Origin of the sequence: Pseudomonas bijieensis (assembly GCF_013347965.1) — a bacterium.
Classification (GTDB): domain Bacteria; phylum Pseudomonadota; class Gammaproteobacteria; order Pseudomonadales; family Pseudomonadaceae; genus Aquipseudomonas; species Aquipseudomonas bijieensis.
The window spans coordinates 1,106,975-1,128,836 of record NZ_CP048810.1; the positions used below are offsets into that span (position 1 = coordinate 1,106,975).

Annotated in this window: 19 protein-coding genes and 3 pseudogenes; 14 read left to right on the plus strand and 8 right to left on the minus strand. The window is 62.0% G+C overall.

Annotated elements, in window-relative coordinates:
• The 6 genes from hpaE to hpaI all read left to right on the plus strand — a co-directional run bounded on the left by hpaE (position 1) and on the right by hpaI (position 5,960).
• Positions 1-1,461: a 5-carboxymethyl-2-hydroxymuconate semialdehyde dehydrogenase gene (gene hpaE / locus GN234_RS04560; protein ID WP_109756601.1), complete on the plus strand. Its 1,461-nt coding sequence runs from the start codon at positions 1-3 to the stop codon at positions 1,459-1,461.
• 218 nt (positions 1,462-1,679) lie between these two features.
• Positions 1,680-2,537: a 3,4-dihydroxyphenylacetate 2,3-dioxygenase gene (gene hpaD, locus GN234_RS04565; protein ID WP_027911702.1), complete on the plus strand. Its 858-nt coding sequence runs from the start codon at positions 1,680-1,682 to the stop codon at positions 2,535-2,537.
• A 44-nt stretch (positions 2,538-2,581) separates the two neighbouring features.
• The gene (locus GN234_RS04570; protein ID WP_176687954.1) at positions 2,582-2,974 is read left to right on the plus strand and encodes a tautomerase family protein; all 393 of its coding nucleotides are present in this window, start codon (positions 2,582-2,584) and stop codon (positions 2,972-2,974) included.
• 53 nt (positions 2,975-3,027) lie between these two features.
• Positions 3,028-4,332 carry an MFS transporter gene (locus GN234_RS04575; RefSeq protein ID WP_176687955.1) on the plus strand — a complete coding sequence of 435 codons (1,305 nt, stop codon included), beginning with the start codon at positions 3,028-3,030 and terminating at the stop codon, positions 4,330-4,332.
• A 12-nt stretch (positions 4,333-4,344) separates the two neighbouring features.
• Positions 4,345-5,148, plus strand: coding sequence for a 2-oxo-hept-4-ene-1,7-dioate hydratase (gene hpaH / locus GN234_RS04580; protein ID WP_116832307.1), 804 nt, complete (start codon positions 4,345-4,347; stop codon positions 5,146-5,148).
• Between the two features lie 14 nt (positions 5,149-5,162).
• Positions 5,163-5,960 (plus strand): 4-hydroxy-2-oxoheptanedioate aldolase, encoded by a 798-nt coding sequence (gene hpaI / locus GN234_RS04585; RefSeq protein ID WP_176687956.1) that lies wholly within the window; start codon positions 5,163-5,165, stop codon positions 5,958-5,960.
• Between the two features lie 173 nt (positions 5,961-6,133).
• Here hpaI and hpaR read toward each other — a convergent pair.
• From hpaR to GN234_RS04600, 3 genes and pseudogenes are all read right to left on the minus strand, one after another.
• Positions 6,134-6,557 (minus strand): annotated as a pseudogene (gene hpaR, locus GN234_RS04590) (homoprotocatechuate degradation operon regulator HpaR).
• Between the two features lie 132 nt (positions 6,558-6,689).
• Positions 6,690-7,631 carry a p-hydroxyphenylacetate 3-hydroxylase reductase component gene (locus tag GN234_RS04595; protein ID WP_176687957.1) on the minus strand — a complete coding sequence of 314 codons (942 nt, stop codon included), beginning with the start codon at positions 7,629-7,631 and terminating at the stop codon, positions 6,690-6,692.
• Between the two features lie 58 nt (positions 7,632-7,689).
• The gene (locus tag GN234_RS04600) at positions 7,690-8,859 is read right to left on the minus strand and encodes a p-hydroxyphenylacetate 3-hydroxylase oxygenase component (RefSeq protein ID WP_109756608.1); all 1,170 of its coding nucleotides are present in this window, start codon (positions 8,857-8,859) and stop codon (positions 7,690-7,692) included.
• Between the two features lie 312 nt (positions 8,860-9,171).
• Here GN234_RS04600 and GN234_RS04605 point away from each other — a divergent pair, with 312 nt between their 5' ends.
• From GN234_RS04605 to GN234_RS04630, 6 genes are all read left to right on the plus strand, one after another.
• On the plus strand, positions 9,172-10,470 hold the full coding sequence (locus GN234_RS04605) for an NAD(P)/FAD-dependent oxidoreductase (protein WP_163853819.1): 1,299 nt from the start codon (positions 9,172-9,174) through the stop codon (positions 10,468-10,470).
• A 107-nt stretch (positions 10,471-10,577) separates the two neighbouring features.
• Complete coding sequence (locus tag GN234_RS04610) at positions 10,578-10,943, plus strand: cupin domain-containing protein (protein ID WP_109756611.1); 366 nt, start codon at positions 10,578-10,580, stop codon at positions 10,941-10,943.
• Positions 10,944-10,994: 51 nt separating this feature from the next.
• The gene (locus GN234_RS04615; protein WP_109756612.1) at positions 10,995-11,654 is read left to right on the plus strand and encodes a helix-turn-helix transcriptional regulator; all 660 of its coding nucleotides are present in this window, start codon (positions 10,995-10,997) and stop codon (positions 11,652-11,654) included.
• Between the two features lie 78 nt (positions 11,655-11,732).
• Positions 11,733-12,554, plus strand: a complete 822-nt coding sequence (locus GN234_RS04620; RefSeq protein ID WP_176687958.1) for a molybdenum cofactor biosynthesis F family protein — start codon at positions 11,733-11,735, stop codon at positions 12,552-12,554.
• Positions 12,547-13,347: an SDR family NAD(P)-dependent oxidoreductase gene (locus tag GN234_RS04625; protein WP_109756614.1), complete on the plus strand. Its 801-nt coding sequence runs from the start codon at positions 12,547-12,549 to the stop codon at positions 13,345-13,347. Before GN234_RS04620 ends, GN234_RS04625 begins: the two co-directional genes overlap by 8 nt.
• Entirely contained in the window at positions 13,340-14,113 is a 774-nt protein-coding gene (locus GN234_RS04630; protein ID WP_176687959.1) for an SDR family oxidoreductase, read from the plus strand. The genes GN234_RS04625 and GN234_RS04630 overlap by 8 nt, the downstream gene beginning before the upstream one ends.
• A 134-nt stretch (positions 14,114-14,247) precedes the next feature.
• On the opposite strand, the gene feaR is transcribed toward GN234_RS04630, so the two are convergent.
• The 3 genes from feaR to GN234_RS04645 form a co-directional block, all read right to left on the minus strand.
• Positions 14,248-15,210 (minus strand): transcriptional regulator FeaR, encoded by a 963-nt coding sequence (gene feaR / locus GN234_RS04635; protein WP_163853821.1) that lies wholly within the window; start codon positions 15,208-15,210, stop codon positions 14,248-14,250.
• A 122-nt stretch (positions 15,211-15,332) separates the two neighbouring features.
• Positions 15,333-15,953 (minus strand): DUF3156 family protein, encoded by a 621-nt coding sequence (locus GN234_RS04640; protein WP_162893824.1) that lies wholly within the window; start codon positions 15,951-15,953, stop codon positions 15,333-15,335.
• Positions 15,898-17,397 carry an APC family permease gene (locus GN234_RS04645; protein WP_176687960.1) on the minus strand — a complete coding sequence of 500 codons (1,500 nt, stop codon included), beginning with the start codon at positions 17,395-17,397 and terminating at the stop codon, positions 15,898-15,900. Before GN234_RS04645 ends, GN234_RS04640 begins: the two co-directional genes overlap by 56 nt.
• A 292-nt stretch (positions 17,398-17,689) precedes the next feature.
• Between GN234_RS04645 and GN234_RS04650 the strand changes: the two genes are divergently transcribed.
• Entirely contained in the window at positions 17,690-19,018 is a 1,329-nt protein-coding gene (locus GN234_RS04650; RefSeq protein WP_109756219.1) for an alginate export family protein, read from the plus strand.
• 42 nt (positions 19,019-19,060) lie between these two features.
• Here the strand turns inward: GN234_RS04650 and GN234_RS30290 are convergent.
• Both GN234_RS30290 and GN234_RS30175 read right to left on the minus strand, forming a co-directional pair.
• A pseudogene (locus GN234_RS30290) lies at positions 19,061-19,261 on the minus strand (methyl-accepting chemotaxis protein); the annotation flags it as partial.
• A gap of 105 nt (positions 19,262-19,366) precedes the next feature.
• Positions 19,367-20,029 (minus strand): annotated as a pseudogene (locus GN234_RS30175) (PAS domain-containing protein); the annotation flags it as partial.
• A 208-nt stretch (positions 20,030-20,237) separates the two neighbouring features.
• On the opposite strand from GN234_RS30175, the gene GN234_RS04660 reads away from it, so the two are divergent.
• Positions 20,238-21,725 (plus strand): aldehyde dehydrogenase family protein, encoded by a 1,488-nt coding sequence (locus GN234_RS04660; protein ID WP_176687961.1) that lies wholly within the window; start codon positions 20,238-20,240, stop codon positions 21,723-21,725.
• Positions 21,726-21,862 lie beyond the last annotated feature (137 nt).

Genomic DNA, 21,862 nt, shown 5'->3' on the forward strand with positions numbered 1-21,862 from the left:
ATGATCAAACACTGGATCAACGGCCGTGAGGTCGAAAGCAAAGACGTCTTCGTCAACTACAACCCGGCCACTGGCGAAGCCATCGGCGAAGTTGCCAGCGGCGGTGCCGAGGAAGTGGCCCAAGCAGTCGCAGCAGCCAAGGAAGCGTTTCCGAAATGGGCCAACACCCCGGCCAAGGAACGCGCCCGACTGATGCGCAAACTCGGTGAGCTGATCGAGCAAAACGTGCCTAAGCTGGCCGAACTGGAAACCCTCGACACCGGTTTGCCGATCCACCAGACCAAGAACGTGCTGATCCCTCGGGCCTCCCACAACTTCGACTTCTTTGCCGAAGTCTGCACGCGGATGGACGGTCATACCTATCCGGTCGACGACCAGATGCTCAACTACACCCTGTACCAGCCGGTGGGGGTCTGTGGACTGGTATCGCCGTGGAACGTGCCGTTCATGACCGCGACCTGGAAGACCGCGCCATGCCTGGCATTGGGCAATACTGCCGTGCTGAAAATGTCCGAGCTGTCGCCGCTGACCGCCAACGAGCTGGGTCGCCTGGCGGTCGAGGCTGGCCTGCCCAATGGCGTGCTGAACGTGATCCAGGGCTATGGCGCAACCGCTGGCGATGCGTTGGTGCGCCACCCGGATGTGCGAGCGATTTCCTTCACCGGCGGCACTGCCACCGGCAAGAAAATCATGCAGACAGCCGGTTTGAAAAAGTATTCGATGGAACTGGGCGGCAAGTCGCCGGTACTGATTTTCGAAGACGCCGACCTTGAGCGGGCCCTTGATGCGGCGCTGTTCACCATTTTTTCCCTCAATGGCGAACGCTGCACCGCCGGCAGCCGGATCTTCATCCAGGAAAGCGTCTACCCGCAGTTCGTGGCCGAGTTCGCCGCCCGGGCCAAGCGCCTGATCGTCGGCGATCCGCAGGATCCGAAAACCCAGGTCGGCTCGATGATCACCCAGGCCCACTACGACAAGGTCACCGGCTACATCAAGATCGGTCTCGAAGAAGGTGCCACCCTCCTGGCCGGTGGCCTGGAACGTCCGGCCAATTTGCCGGCCCACTTGAGCCGCGGCCAGTTCATCCAGCCGACAGTGTTCGCCGACGTGAACAACAACATGCGTATCGCCCAGGAAGAAATCTTCGGGCCGGTGGTGTGCCTGATCCCGTTCAAGGACGAGGCCCAAGCCCTGCAATTGGCCAACGACACCGAATACGGCCTGGCCTCGTATATCTGGACCCAGGACATCGGCAAGGCCCATCGCCTGGCCCATGGCATCGAGGCCGGCATGGTGTTCATCAACAGCCAGAACGTGCGCGACCTGCGCCAGCCTTTCGGCGGCGTGAAGGGTTCCGGAACCGGCCGCGAAGGCGGACAGTACAGCTTTGAAGTGTTTGCCGAGATCAAGAACGTTTGCATCTCCATGGGCAGTCATCACATACCGCGCTGGGGTGTATGACCCAAGGTAAGTGATGAACCCTGTGGCGAGGGGATTTATCCCTGTTCCTGTGGGAGCAAGGCTTGCCCGCGATGAAGGCGATGCGGTTTTTCAGAAATCGGGGCGCCTGTTTCGCGAGCAAGCTTTGCTCCCACATAGAGGGGATATCCCTCACCACAGGCGCTGTGACTCACCGATTACTCGAAGCTCAACAAGAACAATTTTTCAGGAGAATCATCATGGGCGAAGTCGTCCTGGCTGCGAAAATCTGCCACGTTCCCTCGATGTACCTGTCGGAGCTGCCCGGCAAGCACCACGGTTGCCGCGCCGCCGCGATTGCCGGCCACAAGGAAATCGGTCGCCGCGCCCGGGAACTGGGGGCCGATACCGCCGTGGTGTTCGACGTGCACTGGCTGGTCAACAGTGCCTATCACGTCAACAGCGGCGCGCACTTCAAGGGCATCTATACCAGCAACGAGCTGCCGCACTTCATCAAGAACATGGAGTACGAATACTCAGGCGCCCCGGAACTGGGCGAGCTGATCGCCGCCGAGGCCAATGCCGCCGACGTGCGCACCCTGGCCCACAACATCCCAAGTCTTGAGCTGGAATACGGCACGCTGGTGCCCATGCGCTACATGCACATGGACGTTCCTCAGGAACAGAAATTCAACGTCGTGTCGATTGCCGCCTGGTGCGCCTGGCACCGCCTGCAAGACAGCTTCACCTTCGGCGCCGCCGTGCGCCGAGCCATCGAGAAAAGCGATCGCAAGGTGCTGGTGCTCGCCTCCGGCTCGCTGTCGCACCGTTTCTCCGATGATCGCAACGCTGAAGCCAACATCCACAACTGGACGCGGGAATTCGACAAGCAGGTCGACCTGCACGTCGTCGAGATGTGGCGCCAAGGCCGCTGGAAAGAGTTCTGCGCCATGCTCCCGGACTACGCCGAACACTGCTTCGGCGAAGGCAAGATGCATGACACGGCGATGCTGCTGGGGTTGCTCGGCGGGCCGGACTACGACAAGCCTGCCGAAATCATCACCGAGCCTTTCGGCAGCTCCGGCACTGGACAGATCAACGCTGTCTTCCCTGTTTGACACTGCGGCCGTACGGCATCCCCGTGCGGCCTGAAGGAGCCGTCATGCCTCATTTCATCGCTGAATACACCGACAACATCGAACAACAAGCCGACCTGCCCGGCCTGTTTGAAAAGGTCCACGCCTTGCTGGGCGACAGCGGCGTGTTCCCCCTGGGCGGCATCCGCAGCCGCGGCGTGCGCCTGGACACCTGGCGCATGGCCGACGGCAAGCACGACTACGCCTTCGTACACATGACCTTGAAAGTCGGCCATGGTCGCGACCTGGCCACCCGCCAGAAAGTCGCGGAAAAACTCTTCGAGATGATCACCGCTCACTTCGCCGAGCTCCAGGCCCAACGCCTGCTGGCCCTGTCATTCGAGATGATCGAGCTGCACGAACAGCTCAATTTCAAGGCCAACAACGTCCACGCCTTCCTCAAGGGCCAGGCCATCTGAATCCGTCTGCCTCGTGTTCCCCCATCGGCCTCTCTGACAAAAAGTACAAGATCATGAGCACAGCCAATACCGCCGACACTGCCGGCACCGTCGCGCACGACCGCACCCATGCCACCATCACCTGGCGGCTGATGCCGCTGCTGCTGGTCTGTTACCTCTTTGCCCACCTGGATCGCATCAACATCGGCTTCGCCAAGATGCAGATGAGCGCCGACCTGCAGTTCAGCGATACAGTCTACGGCTTCGGCGCAGGGCTGTTCTTCATCGCCTATGCGCTGTTTGGGGTACCCAGCAACATGGCCCTGGACCGGGTCGGTCCGCGGCGCTGGATCGCCACGCTGATGGTGGTCTGGGGCACCTTGTCCACCGGTATGTTCCTTATCGACAGCGCCGCCGGTTTCTATGTGTTGCGCTTTCTGCTGGGCGTGGCCGAGGCCGGTTTCTTTCCTGGCATCCTGGTTTTCCTCAACCGTTGGTATCCGGCCCGGCGCCGGGCCCAGGTGACCGCGTTGTTCGCCATCGCCGTGCCGATGGCCGGGGTGATTGGCGGGCCATTGTCCGGCGGCATTCTCGAGCATTTCCATGACCTTGGCGGCCTGCGCGGCTGGCAATGGATGTTTGTCATTGAAGGGCTGCCGGTGATCCTCCTGGGCCTCGTCGTGCTCAAGTGCCTGCCGGACAGTTTCGAGGCGGTCAAGTGGCTCACACCACAAGCCAAGCAGCAACTGCGCGAACAACTGAGTCTTGAAGAACAGCGCAAATCCATCACCTCGTTCTCGGCGATCCTCAACAACCCGCAGGTCTGGTTGCTGGTAGCGGTGTACTTCGCCGTGATGCTGGCGGTGAACACCCTGGCCTTCTGGATGCCCACCCTGATCCACGGCGCCGGCATCGGCAGCGACGGCAAGGTCGGGCTACTCAGCGCCGTGCCCTATCTGGCCGGCTGCTTCTTCATGATCGGTTGCGGGCGTTCCTCTGACCGCAATCGCGAACGCCGCTGGCACCTGTGTGTGCCGCTGTTGATGGCAGCGCTGGGCATTGCGCTCGCCGGGCTTTCACCCGGCAACCCGACCCTGGTGCTGGCTGGCCTGATCGTCGCCGGCATGGGCGCCAGCGCGGCGTTGCCGATGTTCTGGCAATTGCCGCCGGCGTTCCTGTCCAACGGTACCCAAGCCGCCGGGATCGCGCTGATCAGCTCCTTCGGCAGCATCGCCTCATTCTTCGCGCCCTACCTGATCGGCTGGATGCGCGACACCACCCAGAGCGCCAGCCTCGCCCTGTATGTGCTGGCCCTGCTCATCGCCCTTGGCGGCTTGCTGGTGCTGCGCACCCGGGCCGCCATCGTCAATCCTCACTAAGAGACCCTTGCCATGCTCGACCAGAACTTCATCCAGCAAGCCGCCGCCCGCCTCGACCAAGCCGAGCGCTGCCGCGAGCAGGTGCGGCAGTTTTCCCTCGACCACCCGGACATCACCATCGAGGATGCCTACGCCATCCAGCGTGCGTGGGTGGCACAAAAGATCAAGGACGGGCGCAAGCTGGTCGGCCACAAGATCGGCCTGACCTCCCGGGCCATGCAGGTATCGTCGAACATCACCGAGCCGGACTACGGCGCGCTGCTCGACGACATGTTTTTCGACGAAGGCACCGACATCCCGTTCGAGCGCTTCATCGTGCCACGGGTGGAAGTGGAGCTGGCGTTCATTCTCGGCAAGCCGTTGAAAGGCCCGAACGTGACGGTGTTCGACGTGCTCGACGCCACCGAATGGGTGATCCCGGCGCTGGAAATCATCGATGCGCGTATCCAGCAGATCGATCCGCAGACCAAGGCAACCCGCAAGGTCTTCGACACCATCTCCGACAACGCCGCCAATGCCGGCGTGGTCATGGGCGGTCGCGCCGTACGCCCGACCGAGATTGACCTGCGCAAAGTGCCGGCGGTGCTCTACCGCAACGGCGTGATCGAAGAATCCGGCGTCTCGGCGGCGGTGCTCAATCACCCGGCCAAAGGCGTGGCCTGGCTGGCGAACAAGCTGGCGGCTTATGACGTTACGCTGCAACCAGGACAGATCATCCTCGGTGGTTCCTTCACCCGCCCCGTGGCCGCCAACCCCGGCGATACCTTCCATGTCGACTACGACATGCTCGGTTCCATCGCCTGCCGTTTCGTCTGATCGGAGACCGCCTCATGGACATGCCCGTCAATACCTTCAAGCAACGCCTGCGCAGCGGCGAGGCGCAGATCGGTCTGTGGCTGGGGTTGGCCGATACCTACTGTGCGGAACTGGCGGCCAATGCCGGCTTCGACTGGCTGCTGATCGACGGTGAACACGCGCCCAACGACTTGCGCACCCTGCTCGGCCAACTCCAGGCCGTGGCCCCCTACCCCAGCCAGCCGGTGATACGTCCAGTGATCGGTGACACGGCACTGATCAAGCAAGTGCTCGACATCGGCGTGCAGACCTTGCTGGTGCCGATGGTGGAAAGTGCCGGGCAGGCGCGCGAACTGGTGCGCGCCATCCACTACCCGCCCCACGGTGTACGTGGTGTAGGCAGCGCACTGGCCCGGGCGTCACGCTGGAACAGCATCCCCGGCTATCTCGATAAAGCCGATGAACAGATGTGCCTGCTGGTGCAGATCGAAAGCCGCGAAGGCCTGGCCAACCTGGATGCCATTGCGGCGGTGGAAGGCGTGGATGGGGTCTTTATCGGCCCGGCGGACTTGAGCGCGTCCATGGGCTTTCGTGGCAATCCAGGGCACCCGGATGTGCAAGCGGCCATCGAAGACGCCATCGCCCGCATCCGCAAGGCTGGTAAAGCGGCCGGGATTCTCAGCGCCGATGAGAAACTGGCCCGCCGCTACATCGAACTCGGCGCGGCATTTGTCGCGGTGGGCGTGGATACGACGGTGTTGATGCGGGGTTTGCAGACGCTGGCCGCGATGTTCAAAGACACACCAAAACCTGCGGCCGGCGGCGTGTACTGAGTTTGCCGCATCCCATGTGGCGAGGGGGGATTTATCCCCGCTGGACTGCGCAGCAGGCCCTATATCTGCCGACTCGGTGTTTCGGGTCCATCAAGGTGGCTTTTCCAGGGGCTGCTGCGCAGCCCAACGGGGATAAATCCCCTCGCCACAAAAGCTGACCTCTCTTGGCGATCTCAACGCCTGATCGTCTTCAGGTCATTGAGCAACCCCAGCAACGTCTGCAATTTTTCCTCCCCCTAACTTGTCCTGCAGACGCTGGTAATTCTCTTCCATGCTCTGGCTCATCGAATCGAAGCTCGCTTGCCCTTGCGGCGCCAGGCGCACCAGCACCCGGCGCTGATCCTGTTCGGCCTTGCGCCGCTCCACCATGCCCGCCGCTTCCATGCGCACCAGCACACCGGTCATGCTGGGCTTGAGGATGCAGGCCAGCTCGGCCAGGCGATTGATCTCCAGCTCGTCGTGCTGGCTGAGAATACGGATGACCCGCCATTGCTGCTCGGTCAAGCCATGTTGATTGAGGGAAGGTCGGAAAAACCCCATGGCCGCTTCACGGGCCTGTAGCAGGGTGAGGGTCAAGGATTGGCGCGGTTTGGGCATGGAGAGTAGTCGCGAGGAGGATTAGTTAACGAGTTAACTAAATCCTAACAGCTTCGGCGCCGAGTTACCTGTGGCAAGAGGATTATTCCCCTGCCACAAGGATTGGACTCGCGCCTGAACGCCTGTAACAGCTCAAGCGCCCTTGATCACGCCCTTGAGCACCTCTTTGAAATGCTCGACCTGTTCCTCGCTGAACTGGCCGAACACCTTGTCCTGCTGCTCCTTGGCGATGGCCCAGAGCCCTTCGGTCTCATCGATGCCTTTGACAGTCAGGCGTACCCGCTCGCCCTCATCGCTCACCAGCCCCTTGCGCTTGAGGTTGGCCACGGCTTCTTCGATCTCGCGCACCGGCATCGCCACTTCCCGCTGCAGGTCGCACAGGTTCAGCCCGGCGTCGTTCTCCAGCACCATCATCATCCGCGCTTCGCTGGTGCGTAACCCCGTGGACAACTGACGTGGCTGGTAGCTGGCCTGGTAGGCCCGCAGTGCCTGGGTCATCAGGTAATACAGGTTGTGGCTCAAGCGCCCCTGGAAGTGGCTGCTGGGGGACTGGCCCTCTTCCCGCCTGGTCATGCGAGTGTGGGGCAAGACCATCGAGTAAGCGCCCTGGTGGTAGAGCAGCGGTGAGCGGCCGAAGTCATCAAAAGCCACGACCTTGCCGATCATGATCCAATGATCGCCGCCATCGACCTGCTGGAATTTTTCACAGTGAAAACGCGCCGAGCAGTCCACAAATACCGGAGCACCGCCTTCGCCGATGTCGAATTGGATTTCAGCGAAACGGTCCTCCTTGGGCCGGGCGAAGTTGTTCGACAGGTCTATCTGGTCGGCGGCCAGCACGTTCACCGCAAAATGGCTGGCGGCTTCGAACACCTCGTGACTGCTGGAGCGCTTGTCGATGCTCCACAGGATCAGTGGCGGGTCCAGGGACACCGAGTTGAAACTGTTGGCCGTCACACCGACCTTGCGGCCATCTTCAGTGGCAGCCGTGACCACGGTCACGCCGGTGGCAAAGTTACCCAGGGCCCGGCGGAACGCACGGGTGTCGAAAGCGGTATTACAAAGACTGGACATGCAAGACTCCCGGCCGCCTCAAGCGACGGCCTCGATTATTGTTCTGGAGGACAGGCGGTCAAACCATGGAAGGGTCAGGCTCAAGGCCCATCAACTCACGACCGAGGATCTGCGCGCAGACGTCGTAGTCGGTGTAGGCATGGGCGCCGGTCAGGTGGGCGTCGCGGAACAATCGCTGCAATTCATTGTTTTCGAACCAGGCGCCGCCACCGGCCGCCTCCATCAAACGGTCGACGGCCTGGATGCACATCTTGGTGGCGTAGCCCTGGTTGGTCCGCCAGAACGCCAGGGTTTCCCGGCTTGGGTATTCGTGGCGCTCGCCGTACTCGGCGTGCTCCTGCCAGGTTTTTTCCAGGAAGGCACGGGCTGCCGCCACCTGATGGGTAGACTCGGCCAGGCGCATCAACGCCGGGGTGGCGGCACCGACGGCCGCACCGGTATAGGCCCGTACGCGGTTCCTGGTTTTCTCGCGAAAGACCTCCAGCATGCGTTCGGCCACGCCCAGGCTGACCGTGGAGAAACCGCTGGCGAAGTACGGCCGGTACGGTGAGTAGAAAATCTTGCTGTCAGGGTACAGACCGAACCCGCCGGACTTGCCTTCCATCATGTCCTTGGCTTTCTGGATCCGGTGTTCCGGCACGAAAGCGTTGTCAATGATCAAGGTCTTGCTGCCACTGCCACGCATGCCCACCGCGAACCAGTCATCGCGAATTTCATAGTCACTGCGCGGCAGCACCGCAAAGCAATAATCCTGGGTGCCTTCGGCGTTTTTACGGCGAAACCCCACGATCGCCCATTCGGCATGATCGCAGCCGCTGCTCCAGCCCATTTCACCGCTGAACATCACACCGCCCTCGACTTCCTCGGTGCGACCAAACGGTGCGATGCTGCTGCTAGCGGTGGCATCGGGGTCATCGCCCCAGATGTCCTGCTGGGCCTTGGCCGGGAACATTGCCAACTGATGGCTGTGGGTGCACAACAGGCTCATGGCCCAGGCCGTGCTGGCACAGGCACCGGCCAGCAGCGCGATGCAGTCGGCGAACTGCGGCAGGGAAATCTCCAGGCCACCGTATGGTTTTGGCTGGAAAGCCCGGTGCATGCCAATGCTTTTGAGCAAGGCGATATTCTCGGCAGGCACGCTACGGTCTTTCTCCGCCTGGAAGGCATTGGCGGCAATGACCGGCAGGAGGGGCTTGAGGTCTTCGAGCAGCGGATTTGGCTTTTTCATGGACGGGCTCTTTTATTATTGGCATCTGCCGATCCCGCCTTTGCCCGACAACCCAAGGTTGCACAAGCAAAGGGATCAGCGATTAAGGCCGGTCCAGTATGGGCAATCGCAAGCAGGTGAAAAATGCACCTTCCAGATCCAAGATTGTACTTTTCATGGGGCAGGTTTCGGTCCCATGGCGCGCTCGGTCAAATACCCCGGCACGGATGATCAAGACAGGCGCCCTCATCAGGGCCCTTAATAGAGCCATCCCCTGCAATGCCTTGTGTAGGCGTTGCAACGGAGTTTCCTTTCACTTTGTCAGGTTGCGTCATGATCAATATCGAAACGCCCACCTATTACACGGCCACCAAGAAATACAACCTCAGCTTCCCCACCCTGGAACAGGACGTAGAAGCCGATGTCGTGGTGATTGGCGGCGGTTTCTCCGGCATCAATACCGCGCTGGAGCTCGCCGAAAAAGGCATCACCAACATCGTGGTGCTGGAGGCGCGTTACCTTGGGTTCGGCGGCACCGGGCGCAATGGCGGACAGATCATGGCCGGCATCGGTCACGACCTGGAAAAGATCAAGAAGGACGTAGGTGAAGACGGCCTGCGCCAGGTCTTCGAGATCAGCGACCTGGGCGCCGACATCATCAAGGACCGTATCGCCAAATACGATATCGACGCCGATTTCTGCCACGGCTACGGCTACATGGGTTTCAACGCCCGCCAGGAAAAGACCCTGCGGGCTTGGGAAAAAGACTTCAAGTCGATCAACAGCAAGCACGAGATCCGCTTTCTCGGCGGCTCCGACGTGCAGCAGATCATCGGCTCCAAGGCCTACGGCAGCGCATTGCTGCACATGGGCGGCGGGCATGTGCACTCGCTGAACCTGTTGCTGGGTGAAGCCAAGGCCCTGGTCAGCCACGGTGTGCGGATTTTCGAGAACAGCCCGGCCCTGGAAGTCAGCTATGGCGAACGCATCACCGTGCGCACCGGACGCGGCTCGGTGAAGGCCAGCAAGCTGCTTTGGGCCTGCGACAGTTTCCTCAACAAGCTGGAGCCGGAACTGCACCGTTCGACCATCAACACCTACGCCTTCCAGATGATGACCGAGCCGTTGTCGGACGAACTGATCCAGCGCATCAGCCCGATTCGCGGCGCCTACAGCGACATTCGTCCGGTGATCGACTATTACCGCGTCACCAACGAAAACCGCCTGCTGTTCGGCGCCGCCACGCCATTGGTGGAGCATATCCCCCAGGATCTCAAGGCCTGGAACCGGCGCCTGATGCTGAAAATTTTCCCGTACCTCAAGGACGTGAAGATCGACCTGGCCTGGGGCGGCCCGATGGCGTGCAGCCCGAACCTGTTTCCGCAGATCGGCACCCTGCCCGGTCGCAGCAACGCGTTTTTCGTCCAGGGCTACTCAGGTTTTGGCGTCACCCCAAGCCACATTATCTGCAAGGTGCTGGCCGAGGGCATGAGCGAAGGCTCGGCGCGCTACGACCTGGTCAGCTCGATCCACCGCCCGACCATCATCGGCAAAGACGCCATTCGCCCATTGCTGCTGACCGCCGGCAAGTCCTGGCATCAGCTGTCGGGTTACTGGAACGGCCGGCGCTGACGGTCATGATGCCAGTCAGTTAAGCGAATCCCCTGTGGGAGCGAGGTTTAACTGATTGGCACTGGACACACCCCACCTTTGTTTTTCACTCACCAGGAGTCACTGCCATGCCCCTCATCACCCTCGAAAAAGACATCCAGCTGTCCGACCTGGACGCCTGGGGCACCGTCGCCGATCTCGGTTCGCAGATTCTCGAAGGCGAAGTCAAGGCCTTCGGCAAGATGACCTTCGGCGCCCCCACCGACCCGGTCAGCAGCGCCTACTTCGGCACCACCCAAGGCAAGTTCCGGATGGTCTACCCGTTCGCCGAACAAGCCACCGTGGTCACCGGTGAAGTGGTCCTCACCGACGAGGCCACCGGCCAGAGCACCCGCTACACGGCCGGCGACAGCTGGTTCGTGACCAAGGGCACGCCGGTGCTGTGGGAAGTGGTCAGCGAAAGTTTCGTCAAGCACTACTTCGCGGTAGTCTGACCGGACAGGGCTGCCGGCACTACCGGCGGCCCGCTTGCGAAGGTTGCGACCATGAACGTCATCCCGACCCAGGACATCGCCGGCCAGTGCCTGCACGCCTTCACCCAGCTGGTTCCCGTCAGCCGGGCGGCGTTCTACTGCGTGGATCGACACCTGCAAGTCCACGACTTCAGCCTCCATGGGATGAGCGGCGAGATGCACCGCGACTACCTGGACAACTACCGCCAGTTCGACCCACTGCATCCGCGACGCTGTGCGTCCAGCGAGCTGGCCGTGGTGCCGTTGGGGCTGGCGATGGCTCGCCAACCGCTGCGTGACAACCATCGTTATCGCGACTTTCTGCAACGCTACGGCGTGGTCGACGTGGTGGAAGTCTTCGCCCATCGAGACGGCCAGCCCCAAGCCGCGATTTCGTTGCTGCGCACCGCCGAGCAAGGTGTCTTCACCTCTCAGCAGTTGAGCCAACTGAACGCGTTGCAGGCCTTGCTGCAACTGGCCGTGGCCCATCTACCGGCCCATGAAGATGCACTGGCCGACCTGACGCCCAAGGAGCGCCAGATCGCCTGGCTACTGCGCCAAGGCGTCAGCAACAAACAATTGGCCCGGGAACTGGACGTCGGCTTGCCGACCATCAAGACTCACCTGATCCACCTGTTCCGCAAAGTCGGTGTGAGCAGTCGCACCGAGTTGGTCAGCGCACTGTTCCTCTGATCAACCATTTGGTTGATAGGCCGTCGTTGCCCGGCGCCCCATGATCCGAGTGGCTACTTCAACCACCGGAGCCTTGCAATGAGCACATCTTCAGACTGGATCACCGTCGGCGCCCTGGCCGATGGCTTTGCCCCCGAAGCCTTCATCCTGCCAAACCTGGCTGACCTGGACGGCAAGACCTTCACCCTGCATTTCGCCAACGGCTGGCAGATCGAGCACCGCATCGAACAGGACACCCTGACCTGGAGCGCCGCCGATGGGCATTCCAGCGGCACCGCGACCTACCGGGCCACATCCGTACGCCCGGGCCTGTACCTGGTGGACTTCATCAAGCGCGAAGGCGAGCTGACGTCGTCGGTAAGCCTGGTGCTCGATACCGCCAGCGCCGCCTTCACCGCCGTGATCGGCCGCATGCCGAGCCACCAAGAAACCGATGAAGGTCTCTACAGCCGCGCGTTGACCGGCAAGCCCCTGACCTCGGTTCAAACGCAATTCCTGCACGGCAGTCTCGACCGTCCCTGGCAGCCTGGCCTGTGCCCGCACGCACCGACCAACGAGCTGGTGGGGCTGCGCAACCTGTATCGCTACAGCCCGAGCGAAGTCTACGAACACATTTACCTCAACGACCAGTTCTACTCCTGGCAGTGCCTCAAGGGCGTTGAGCAAGGCCTGTGCGACACCGATCGCTGCGACACCTACAGGATCGCCGATCAGTTGTACCTGTTCGTGTGGCGAGAAAAGATCATCCCGACCCTGGGCCTGGTGCTGATCGACCTGCAACAGCACCGCAGCGACGGCAAAATCTTCGGCTACGCCGGTGAATCCTTCGATGAGTTTTCCAACTTCCCGGTCAGTTCCTACTGCCAGGTGCTCAATCAGACGGAGTACCCCGATGCCTGAATCACGCACCGTGGTGATCACCGGTGCCGGCACCGGCATCGGTGCGGCCTGCGCCCGCCTGCATGCCGCCGAAGGCGCCAACCTGGTACTGATCGGCCGCCGTCGCGAGCCCCTGGAAGCGCTCGCCGAGGACATCGGCGGCCTGGTGCTGGTGGGCGACGCAGCCTGCCCCAACACCTGGGACGGCTTCGTCGAGCAGATTCGCACGCGTTTTGGCCGACTCGATGTGCTACTGGCCTGTGCCGGTGGCATGGGATTGGGCAGCGCCACCGAAACCGCCCCGTCGTCCTGGGAGGCAGCCATGCGCAGCAATCTCGACAGCGCCTTCTACAGCGCCCGGGCTTGCCTGCCACTGCTGCGGGAAAGCGCCGGCAACATTGTGCTGATCGCCTCCATTGCTTCATTGGCGGCGGGCCCGCACGTGTGCGGCTACACCACCGCCAAGCATGCTCTGCTGGGTCTCAACCGCTCCCTGGCCAGGGACTATGGGCCTCACGGCGTGCGGGTCAATGCGGTTTGCCCTGGCTGGGTGCGCACGCCCATGGCCGATGAAGAGATGCAGGTATTGATGCAATTCCATGGCGAAACCTTGCAGCAGGCCTATGACCGGGTCTGCGCCGACGTGCCGTTGCGCAGGCCAGCCAGCGCGACGGAAATCGCCAACGTCTGCCGTTTCCTGGCCTCGCCTGAAGCGTCCATCATCACCGGGGCGACGCTGGTGGCCGATGGCGGCTCCAGCATCGTCGACGTGCCGACGCTGGCCTTCAGCCGGATGGAGGCCAGCGATGTCTGACGATCTGGATTTCAGCGGCCAGACCGTACTGGTCACGGGCGGTGCACAAGGTATTGGCCGGGCCATCGTTGAAGCGTTTGCCCTGCGCGGGGCCCAGGTGGTCATCGCCGACCTGGGCCTGGCCCGGGCCGAGGCAGTGGCCGACGAATTGACCGCCGTGGGCTGTCAGGTGCAAGCCGTGGGCGTCGACCTGGCCGACGCGACGGCGATATTCGGGATGATGACCGCGCTGGAGCAACGCTTGGGCCGGCTGGATATCCTGGTGCACAACGCCGGGTATTTTCCACTGACGCCATTCGCCGAGATCACCCCGTCGATACTTGAACGAACGCTGGCGGTGAACCTGTCGGCGCTGTTCTGGCTGACCCAGGCCGCACTGCCGATGTTCCGGCGCCAGGGCCGAGGCTGCGTGCTGGTGACCTCCTCGGTCACCGGGCCGCGGGTAGCGTATCCGGGGCTCAGCCACTACGCGGCCTCCAAGGCCGGGGTCAATGGTTTCATTCGCAACGCCGCGCTGGAACTGGCGGCCGAGAATGTCCGCGTCAACGGGGTCGAACCGGGCATGATCGCCACACCGGCCATGGCCAACCTGGGCGACGATGAGGTCAATCAGGACATCGCCCGCCGGGTGCCGCTGGGTCGACTGGGCCAACCGAACGACATCGCAGGCGCCATGCTGTTCCTGGCATCGAGCCTGGCCGGCTATGTGACCGGGCAGACCTTGGTGGTCGATGGCGGTTCGACCTTGCCGGAGGTTTTAACCTGAATGGGGGTGAGTCTGCTTGCGGTGGGGGTGGCTGGACCACCGTCATCGCGAGCGGGCTCGCTCCCACATTTTATCCAGCCATCAACTCCCTCTGTGGGAGCGAGCTGGCTCGCGATAGCGATCGTCCACCTCGCTCAAGCCACCCCCTGCCCCACCTGCAAACGGCTGGAGCGAAACTCCTTGGGCGACAGCTCGAACTGCTTCTTGAATGAACGGCTGAAATGCGCCGAATCGGTGAAGCCCCACTTGTAGGCGATCGAGGTAATGGACTCGTCCCGCAGGAACGGGTTGGTCAGGTCATCGGCACTGCGCTTGAGCCGGGCCCGCTGGATGTAGCGGCAAACGCTGTCATCCTGCTCTTCGAACAAACGATACAGATGCCGCACCGAAATATTCAGCCGATTGGCCAGGCCCACCGGGGTGAGGCCGGGCTGGCTGAGTGATTCGTCGATGACCTTCTGCACATAGCTGCGCAAGTGGCTGCCCTGTAACGCAACGCCCTCGTCACGGGCATCGCTGCCCTGTTCCAGGGCCGAGCCCAACAGCGAAACGAAGGCACTCTGCAAGGCTTCACCCTCGCCCGCCGCGCCATCACCGTCCGGTGTGTCCTTGCACAACTGGTCCATCAACACATGCAGCATCCGCCCGCACGCCTTGCTGGACGACACCTTGCCGAAGGTCTTGGTTTCCCCGCCCAGTTGCCGCGACACTTTCTGGCGAGACAAGGACAGCACCGCGTGCTCGATCAGGCCGAACGGGCTGATCTCAAGCGCCCCTACGGAATCCATCAACAACAATTCACCGGGCGCCAATTGAATACTCCGGCCATTCTGAGTAATGCGGCAGTAGCCGCTGCGCTGGCTGACCAGGAGGCAATCCTGGTCATCATCGTGATCGGCGTTGGATGAGTGACGCTTGATGCTACCGGCATTGGTCCGCAGGTTCGCGAGGGCAAGGCCACCGCGATGGACATTCGATACTTCACCAATGAACAACGCACGATTGAAGGCCAGCTCGGTATCGAAGTGGCCGCAAGTCGCCCGCAGATCCCGGTTCCAGGCGTCCAGACCGTCTTGTCCAACCTGTTGCATGCTCATGGCGTTCTCCGCAGTGGCTTATTGTTTTTGTACGGCAATAGTTAACATGTTATCTATATGCACGCAACAAGTACCTGATCGCCAGAGCAGTAGCAGGAATGATGCCAGGGCAGAGAATCGAATCAGAGCGTTGCCAGCACTCGTTGCAGGCCGCTCAAGGTCGCCAGCAAGACGCTGCGCTGCTCGCGGCTCAACGGGATATAGCGACGAAAGGCCGGCATGCGATTGACCACTTCGCTACCGCCCATGTGTTCCAGGCGCACGCACCACTGGTGTCCCTGCAGGTCAATGCGCAGCCGTTTGAAATCCAGCGGCATAAGGGCTTGATACAGCACAGGGTCCTTCTCCACAGCCGTCTGCACTCTGGTCGCCAGGTCACTGTGCCCGTCCCGCTGCCGACAACGAATACCACTGCGCCGGACAGCCCCGCCGTGGTGCAATTCCAGGCGTGCCGTGCCCTCTCGGGAAGCAGGCACGCGCAGCACGAACTCGGTCATCACCAGGTGCATCAGCAACTGCGATTCGGTGCGTTCGACAACCTCCAGTTGCAGGTTGCCATCGTCGCTGACAGCCGTCGCCATCGCCGGGCCGGTGACTTCGAATCGCGCCAGTGCGATGTTGCGTCGCAGGTGCTCCAGGGTTACCCCGGGCCGATAACCGGCCGGGGGGCGCTGGGGGCTGAACAACTCAGACAGTTTTTGCAGCAGGCTCGATAAACTCGTCCGCAGGTTGCCCTGGCTCATGGGAAAACTCCTTGGCCAGTACGTCTTCCACCGACGCTGGCTTGAATGGATTGACCTTCTGCACCACCAGGGTCCAGAACAAGGCATACGCTGCGGTGCCGCCGAGCATCACCGCGAATGGAATGTAGATGTCCGCCGGGTTCATGCCAGGCGGTGTGATGAACCACATGCCCAGGACAATGCCGACACTGGACACGATTTGTGGCAACGGGAACCACGGCGAGCGATAGGCCCTCGGCAGATCAGGGCGACGAATGCGCAGGCTGACCACCGACACGGTCACCAGCAGGTAGGCAAAGCTCCAGGCACACACCGCAGCCAGCACCAGGTGCATGATGTTGTCGGTATTGCCACCCAGCCACAACGCATGCAGGCAGGGAATCAGCATCGCCACCAGGATGCACAGCAGCGGCGTCTTGAAGCGCGGGTGCAGATACGTGAAAACCTTCGGCAAGGCGCCATCCACCGCCATGCCATAGAGAATCCGCGGCACGCCAGCCATCAGGGTGTTGATGGTCGCCGCACCGGCAAACAGAAAGCCGATCCCCAGCCACATCGGGCCGATATCGCCCATGACCTGTTCGGCGAACCGTGGAATCGCCATGGGGGTGTCCAGCAGATGCACACCGCTGGTGGCATCGAGCAGCACGTTTTCCACCTGGAGCTTCATCGCCGCACCGTAGATGAACATGCAGGTGGCGACGCTGAACAAGCCCAGCATCATGGCCCGGGGCATGGTCCGGGCGGAGTGACGCAGGTCCGGGGCCAGCGGCGTGACGAATTCACAGCCGACGAACATGAACATGGCCATGCCCACCAACGACAACACCGTGACCAGATCGGTGCCCACCACGGATGCACCGAACCAGCCCTCCAGCTCCACCGCTGGTGCGGCGATCAGGCCCAACACGCCGAACACCATCAGGGTGGTCCACATGCCGAACGTCAGGATGATTTCGGCCCGGCCAAAGGCGCTGACGCCAAACGCATTGAGCACGCCAAAGACCACCACGAACCCCACGCCCAGCAACCAGGAGCCGCCTGCCGATTCGGCCAGGGTGTTGAGGTGTTCGAAATTCACCAGGGCCATGACACCGGCCAGGATGGTCTCGGCGGTGCCGGCGAACACATGGACAATCAGATAGGCCGACAAGGTACCGGTAATCGCGAAGAAGCGTCCCATGCCACAGTTGATGTAGTCATAGACCGAGCCGGTGGTGGGCAGAATCGACGCCGCCTCGGCAAACGTCGTCGCCTGGGCCAGCATCATTATCACGGCGATCAGCATCGCCACGGCAAAGGCGCTGCCGCCGATGCCAAAGCCCATGGTCGCGGTGAGAATCACGGGGCTCGCCATGATCAGGCCAATGGTGCTGGCCAACGCAGTGGGAAAACCCACCGAACCCCGGTTCAAGTGCTCGGAGAGCCTGTCATTGATCGACATGGTGCAAGATCCTCGAAAGCGGATTTTTAGTATGGATGCCACAGCCGTCCAGGAACCGGCGATCATGCCTTCCCCAACCGGTCCCTGATCGAAACGGCGTTGCGTGCAGCATTACTCTGCGCCCCCCCGCCCTGGGCGTCTTGCCCATGTCTGCCGCCGGTTTTGTTGCTGCCTGCCAACACCGCCACGCTGGCGGCCTGGGTCAATTCCCTGGCAGGCAGGTGAAAGACTTCCCCAGGTGTCACTCCCCTTAATGCCCTCTCTGCTGTCCTATCACACTGGGGAATCCATCATGGAGCACACACGTCGTCCGCCTTTGCTGCGCAACGCCATCGGCCTGGGCATCGCCCTGCTGGTCGCTGATTCATCGGCCCAGGCCTATGAGCTTTACACCGACGAAGACACCACCGTCACCGGTAACTTCCTGGCGGTCTACGGGCTGTTCAACAGCCGCAAGAACTATGACGGCACCGCCGGCGGTTCGAGCTGGCGCGAAGGCTTCATCAAGTATGGCCTGAGTATCGACCAGACACTCGGCGACCTGGGTAGCGTCTATGGCACGGCCAATCTGGTCAGCTCCGGCACTTGGGGCGATGGCGATGCGGCCGGCCTGAGCGACGGCTCCGAGCGCACCACCAAGTTCGATGAAGCCTTTGCCGGCTGGCGTTCGGGGGATCTGTTCCCGGCATTGGGCAAGGACGGTATGGACCTGTCCTACGGTCGCCAAGTGATCACCCTGGGCGACGGTTTCATCATCAACGACGATGGCCTGAACCTGGGCAAAGGTGTGGCCGATGGCGAGCTCAACCGCGGCGGCGCCTACTACCTGGCAGCCCGTCATGCCTTCGACAAGACCGCTGTCGTACGCCTGGGTGGCAAGGACGGCGTGCATGGCAGCCTGATGTGGATCAAGTCCGACAACCCTGCCCAGGCCAATACCGAGATGACCGCCAGCACCCTGGAATACACCGCCGCGCCTGGCACCCTGGGGCTGACCTATATCCATGGCATCGATGTCGATGACCGTTATGCCAGCGACTTCCAGAAACAGCGCGAAGGCATGGACATCTACAGCCTGCGCGGCGCCGGGAATGCCGGCATCGAAAATGCCCACTTCTCCTTCGAGTACGCCTGGCAGGACAAGGATGCGGGCCCGGAGAAAGCCTGGTATGCCGAAGCCGGCTACACCTTCGCCGACCTGCCCTGGACGCCGGACCTGACTTATCGCTACAGCCGCTACTCCAAGGACTGGGACTCGATGTTCAACGGGCAGAACCGTGGCTATGGCACCTGGTTCCAGGGTGAAGTGGCGGGCAACTATGCTGGCCCGTTCAACAGCAACACTGCCATCCAGCACATCGGCCTCAAACTCAAGCCAGCAGAAACCGTGACCATTGGCGCGCTGTTCTTCGACTACCAGACCCTGCACACCCGCCAAGCGCTGAACCTCGACGCGCAGGAGCTGGACCTGTACGTGGAATGGGCGGTGAATGAACACCTGATCGTCACGCCGCTGCTGGGCCTGTACAAGCCTGAAAAGGATGAGGGCAGCGGTGGCAATCAGGTAGGCGGCAACGGCACCAACGTCTACAGCCAGTTGGTGGTGGCGGTTCCGTTCTGAACGTGTCGGGAACTGCCCCAGCGGCAGTTCCCGGTCGGTCTACTGTCTGTGCTGATGCAACATGGTCTGGATCTGATGGGTTGCCTGCCGGGTACTTTGCGCCAGCTTGCGCACCTCATCGGCCACCACCGAAAAACCGCGCCCGACTTCACCGGCCCTGGCGGCTTCAATCGCGGCATTCAAGGCGAGCAGATTGGTCTGGTCGGCGATGCCCTTGATTACCCCCACGACCGTGGCAATCTGGGCGTAGGTCACCTGGTTCTGTTCGAGCATGCGCTGATGGGTGGACTGGGCCGAGCGCTCGTCACTGATATCACGTACCGCACCAATGACCCGGACCAGTTGCCCGTGTGGGTCGCGTACCGCCCGACCCCGCTCACGGCACCAGATGTAATCGCGGCTCTTGTGGCGCATGCGGTATTCGAAAACGTATTCTCCGCTGCCCTGGGGACCGAGGATTTCCCGGTCGAAGACAGCCATGATCTTCGGCAGGTCGTCCGGGTGGGTGATGCCAACCTGGGCATCCCAGCCGTCGTGCAAATCGTCAGGCCCGTAACCCAGCAGTGAACGGAACTGACTGGAAAAACGCATGCCACTGGCCGGGTGCTGGAGATCACCGTTGACGACCGTGATATCCCAGCAGCCTTCAGTCAGGGTCGATTGCAGCAACTCCCAGATCTGCGCGTCCTGGCGTTGTCGCTGCACCTGCTGGCCGAGTTCGTCCAAGCGAATTTCAAGCGCCTGCTCGCGCTCGCAGGCTTGCTCCAGCTGCTGGCGCACTAAGTGCAGTTCGTGCTCACTTTGCTGCCATCGCAGGGTTTGCGCCTCCACCTGCGCTTCGGCCTGACGCAGGTGCGCAGCGACGTTCTCCATCTGCCGCGCGTGCTGCTCAAGGAGGTTCCGCAGTTGCGGATATGCATCGAGCATCGGCGTGCCTTCCATTTCGCCGGCCAGCACGCGCTGCACCTGTACGGTCAACGCCAGTTTCTGTTTGTTGGTCTGGAGAAACATCGCCTGCCCCTATGCCATCAAGTCGAAACCTGGATCTGATCGCAAACCGGCCAGGCTGGCTTGTCCCTGCCTGCACAGGGCCTTGCTCCTGGCTGCCAACGCGCAGACTGGCAGCCACAGACATACGACGCGGCAGGCACAGTCAAGCTGGACAGCCCTGCCGGTATTACTCTCGGGGCTTTCCCTTGTCCGCGATCAGGAAACCCTCATGAGCGATATTGCCCTGCTGCCTCAGGTTCAAGCCTTCCTCGATAGACATCACGCCCTGTTCATCGACGGTGGCTACGTCGAAAGCCAGGGCAGCCAGACACTGAACGTCGTCAACCCTGCCACCGGCCAGGTCATCGCCCAGGTCAGCGACGCCACTGCCAGCGATATCGATGTGGCGGTGCAATCGTCCCGCCGCGGCTTCGAGCAGTGGTCTCAAACCGCGCCGGCGGTCCGCGGCCATGTGCTGCTCAAGCTGGCGGACCTGTTGGAGCGCAACCGCGAAGAGCTGGCGCAGATCGAAACCTGCCAGTCGGGGAAGATCATCCACATCTCCCGTGCCTTCGAAGTCGACCAGGCCGCCCACTTCCTGCGCTATTACGCTGGCTGGGCGACCAAGATCAACGGCGAGACGATCACCCCATCGTTGCCCTCCTTCACAGGCGAACGCTACACCGCGTTCACCTTGCGCGAACCAGTCGGGGTGGTGGTCGGTATCGTGCCGTGGAATTTCTCCACCATGATCGCCATCTGGAAACTGGCTTCAGCCCTGGTGACCGGTTGCAGTGTCATCATCAAGCCCAGCGAGTTCACCCCGCTGACCATCCTGCGCATCGCGGAACTGGCCATCGAGGCTGGCCTGCCGGCCGGTGCCCTGAATGTGCTGACCGGCGGCGGCCAGGTGGGCAAGGGGCTAATCGAGCATCCGCGCACCAACAAGGTTTCATTCACCGGCTCCATACCCACCGGCCTGACGGTGGGCCAGGCGGCCATGGGCGCCGGGTTGACCCGTACGACCCTGGAACTGGGTGGGAAGAATGCAGCGGGGTTCCTGCCTGATATCGACCCCGAGGTCGCGGTCAACGGCATCATCGAGGCGGGATTTCTGCATTCGGGACAGATCTGCGCGGCGGCGGAACGGTTCTTTGTCCATCGCTCGCAGATCGAGTCGATCATGGACAAACTAGCCCAGCGCCTGGGCAAACTCACTATCGGCTCACCCCTGGACGAACGCACCGAATTCGGCCCGGTGACCAACCGTCAGCACCAACGCAAGCTCGAGGAATTCTTCGCCAAGGCCCGCGCGCAGAACAACACCATCGTCCACGGCGGCAAGCTGATCGATGGGCCGGGTTGCTACGTCGAGCCAACCATCATCCTCGCCAATCGCCGCGACGACAGCCTGCTCCACGAAGAAACCTTCGGCCCGATCGCCACGTTCTTCCCTTACGACACAGAGGAGGAGTTGCTGGAGCTGATGAACGACACGCCCTACGGCCTGAGCGCCAGCCTCTGGACCAACGACCTGGGCAAGGCCCTGCGCATGGTCCCCGCCATCGAAGCCGGGACGGTGTGGGTGAACATGCACACCCTGCTCGACCCAGCCGTGCCTTTTGGCGGCAACAAGTCTTCCGGGATAGGCCGTGAATTCGGCAGCGCATTCATCGACGACTACACCGAACTGAAATCGGTGATGATCCGCTACTGAACAACAAAGGGCCCTGGAGCCACACGCCAGGGCCCTACCCACCCCAAATCCCTCTGTGGGAGCGAGCCTGCTCGCGATAGCGGAGCATCAGTCAATGTTAATGCCGACTGACACAACACTATCGCGAGCAGGCTCGC

Bases quoted from the DNA above. Each gene is read 5' to 3' on its own strand.
- GN234_RS04640 (WP_162893824.1), bottom strand. From the start codon at position 15,953: ATGAGCCAGGGCAACCTGCGGACGAGTTTATCGAGCCTGCTGCAAAAA.
- hpaE (WP_109756601.1), top strand. From the start codon at position 1: ATGATCAAACACTGGATCAACGGCCGTGAGGTCGAAAGCAAAGACGTC.
- GN234_RS04645 (WP_176687960.1), bottom strand. From the start codon at position 17,397: ATGTCGATCAATGACAGGCTCTCCGAGCACTTGAACCGGGGTTCGGTG.
- GN234_RS04630 (WP_176687959.1), top strand. From the start codon at position 13,340: ATGTCTGACGATCTGGATTTCAGCGGCCAGACCGTACTGGTCACGGGC.
- GN234_RS04620 (WP_176687958.1), top strand. From the start codon at position 11,733: ATGAGCACATCTTCAGACTGGATCACCGTCGGCGCCCTGGCCGATGGC.
- GN234_RS04575 (WP_176687955.1), top strand. From the start codon at position 3,028: ATGAGCACAGCCAATACCGCCGACACTGCCGGCACCGTCGCGCACGAC.
- GN234_RS04625 (WP_109756614.1), top strand. From the start codon at position 12,547: ATGCCTGAATCACGCACCGTGGTGATCACCGGTGCCGGCACCGGCATC.
- hpaI (WP_176687956.1), top strand. From the start codon at position 5,163: ATGGACATGCCCGTCAATACCTTCAAGCAACGCCTGCGCAGCGGCGAG.
- GN234_RS04605 (WP_163853819.1), top strand. From the start codon at position 9,172: ATGATCAATATCGAAACGCCCACCTATTACACGGCCACCAAGAAATAC.
- hpaH (WP_116832307.1), top strand. From the start codon at position 4,345: ATGCTCGACCAGAACTTCATCCAGCAAGCCGCCGCCCGCCTCGACCAA.
- GN234_RS04600 (WP_109756608.1), bottom strand. From the start codon at position 8,859: ATGAAAAAGCCAAATCCGCTGCTCGAAGACCTCAAGCCCCTCCTGCCG.
- GN234_RS04615 (WP_109756612.1), top strand. From the start codon at position 10,995: ATGAACGTCATCCCGACCCAGGACATCGCCGGCCAGTGCCTGCACGCC.
- GN234_RS04595 (WP_176687957.1), bottom strand. From the start codon at position 7,631: ATGTCCAGTCTTTGTAATACCGCTTTCGACACCCGTGCGTTCCGCCGG.
- GN234_RS04660 (WP_176687961.1), top strand. From the start codon at position 20,238: ATGAGCGATATTGCCCTGCTGCCTCAGGTTCAAGCCTTCCTCGATAGA.
- hpaD (WP_027911702.1), top strand. From the start codon at position 1,680: ATGGGCGAAGTCGTCCTGGCTGCGAAAATCTGCCACGTTCCCTCGATG.
- feaR (WP_163853821.1), bottom strand. From the start codon at position 15,210: ATGAGCATGCAACAGGTTGGACAAGACGGTCTGGACGCCTGGAACCGG.
- GN234_RS04610 (WP_109756611.1), top strand. From the start codon at position 10,578: ATGCCCCTCATCACCCTCGAAAAAGACATCCAGCTGTCCGACCTGGAC.
- GN234_RS04570 (WP_176687954.1), top strand. From the start codon at position 2,582: ATGCCTCATTTCATCGCTGAATACACCGACAACATCGAACAACAAGCC.
- GN234_RS04650 (WP_109756219.1), top strand. From the start codon at position 17,690: ATGGAGCACACACGTCGTCCGCCTTTGCTGCGCAACGCCATCGGCCTG.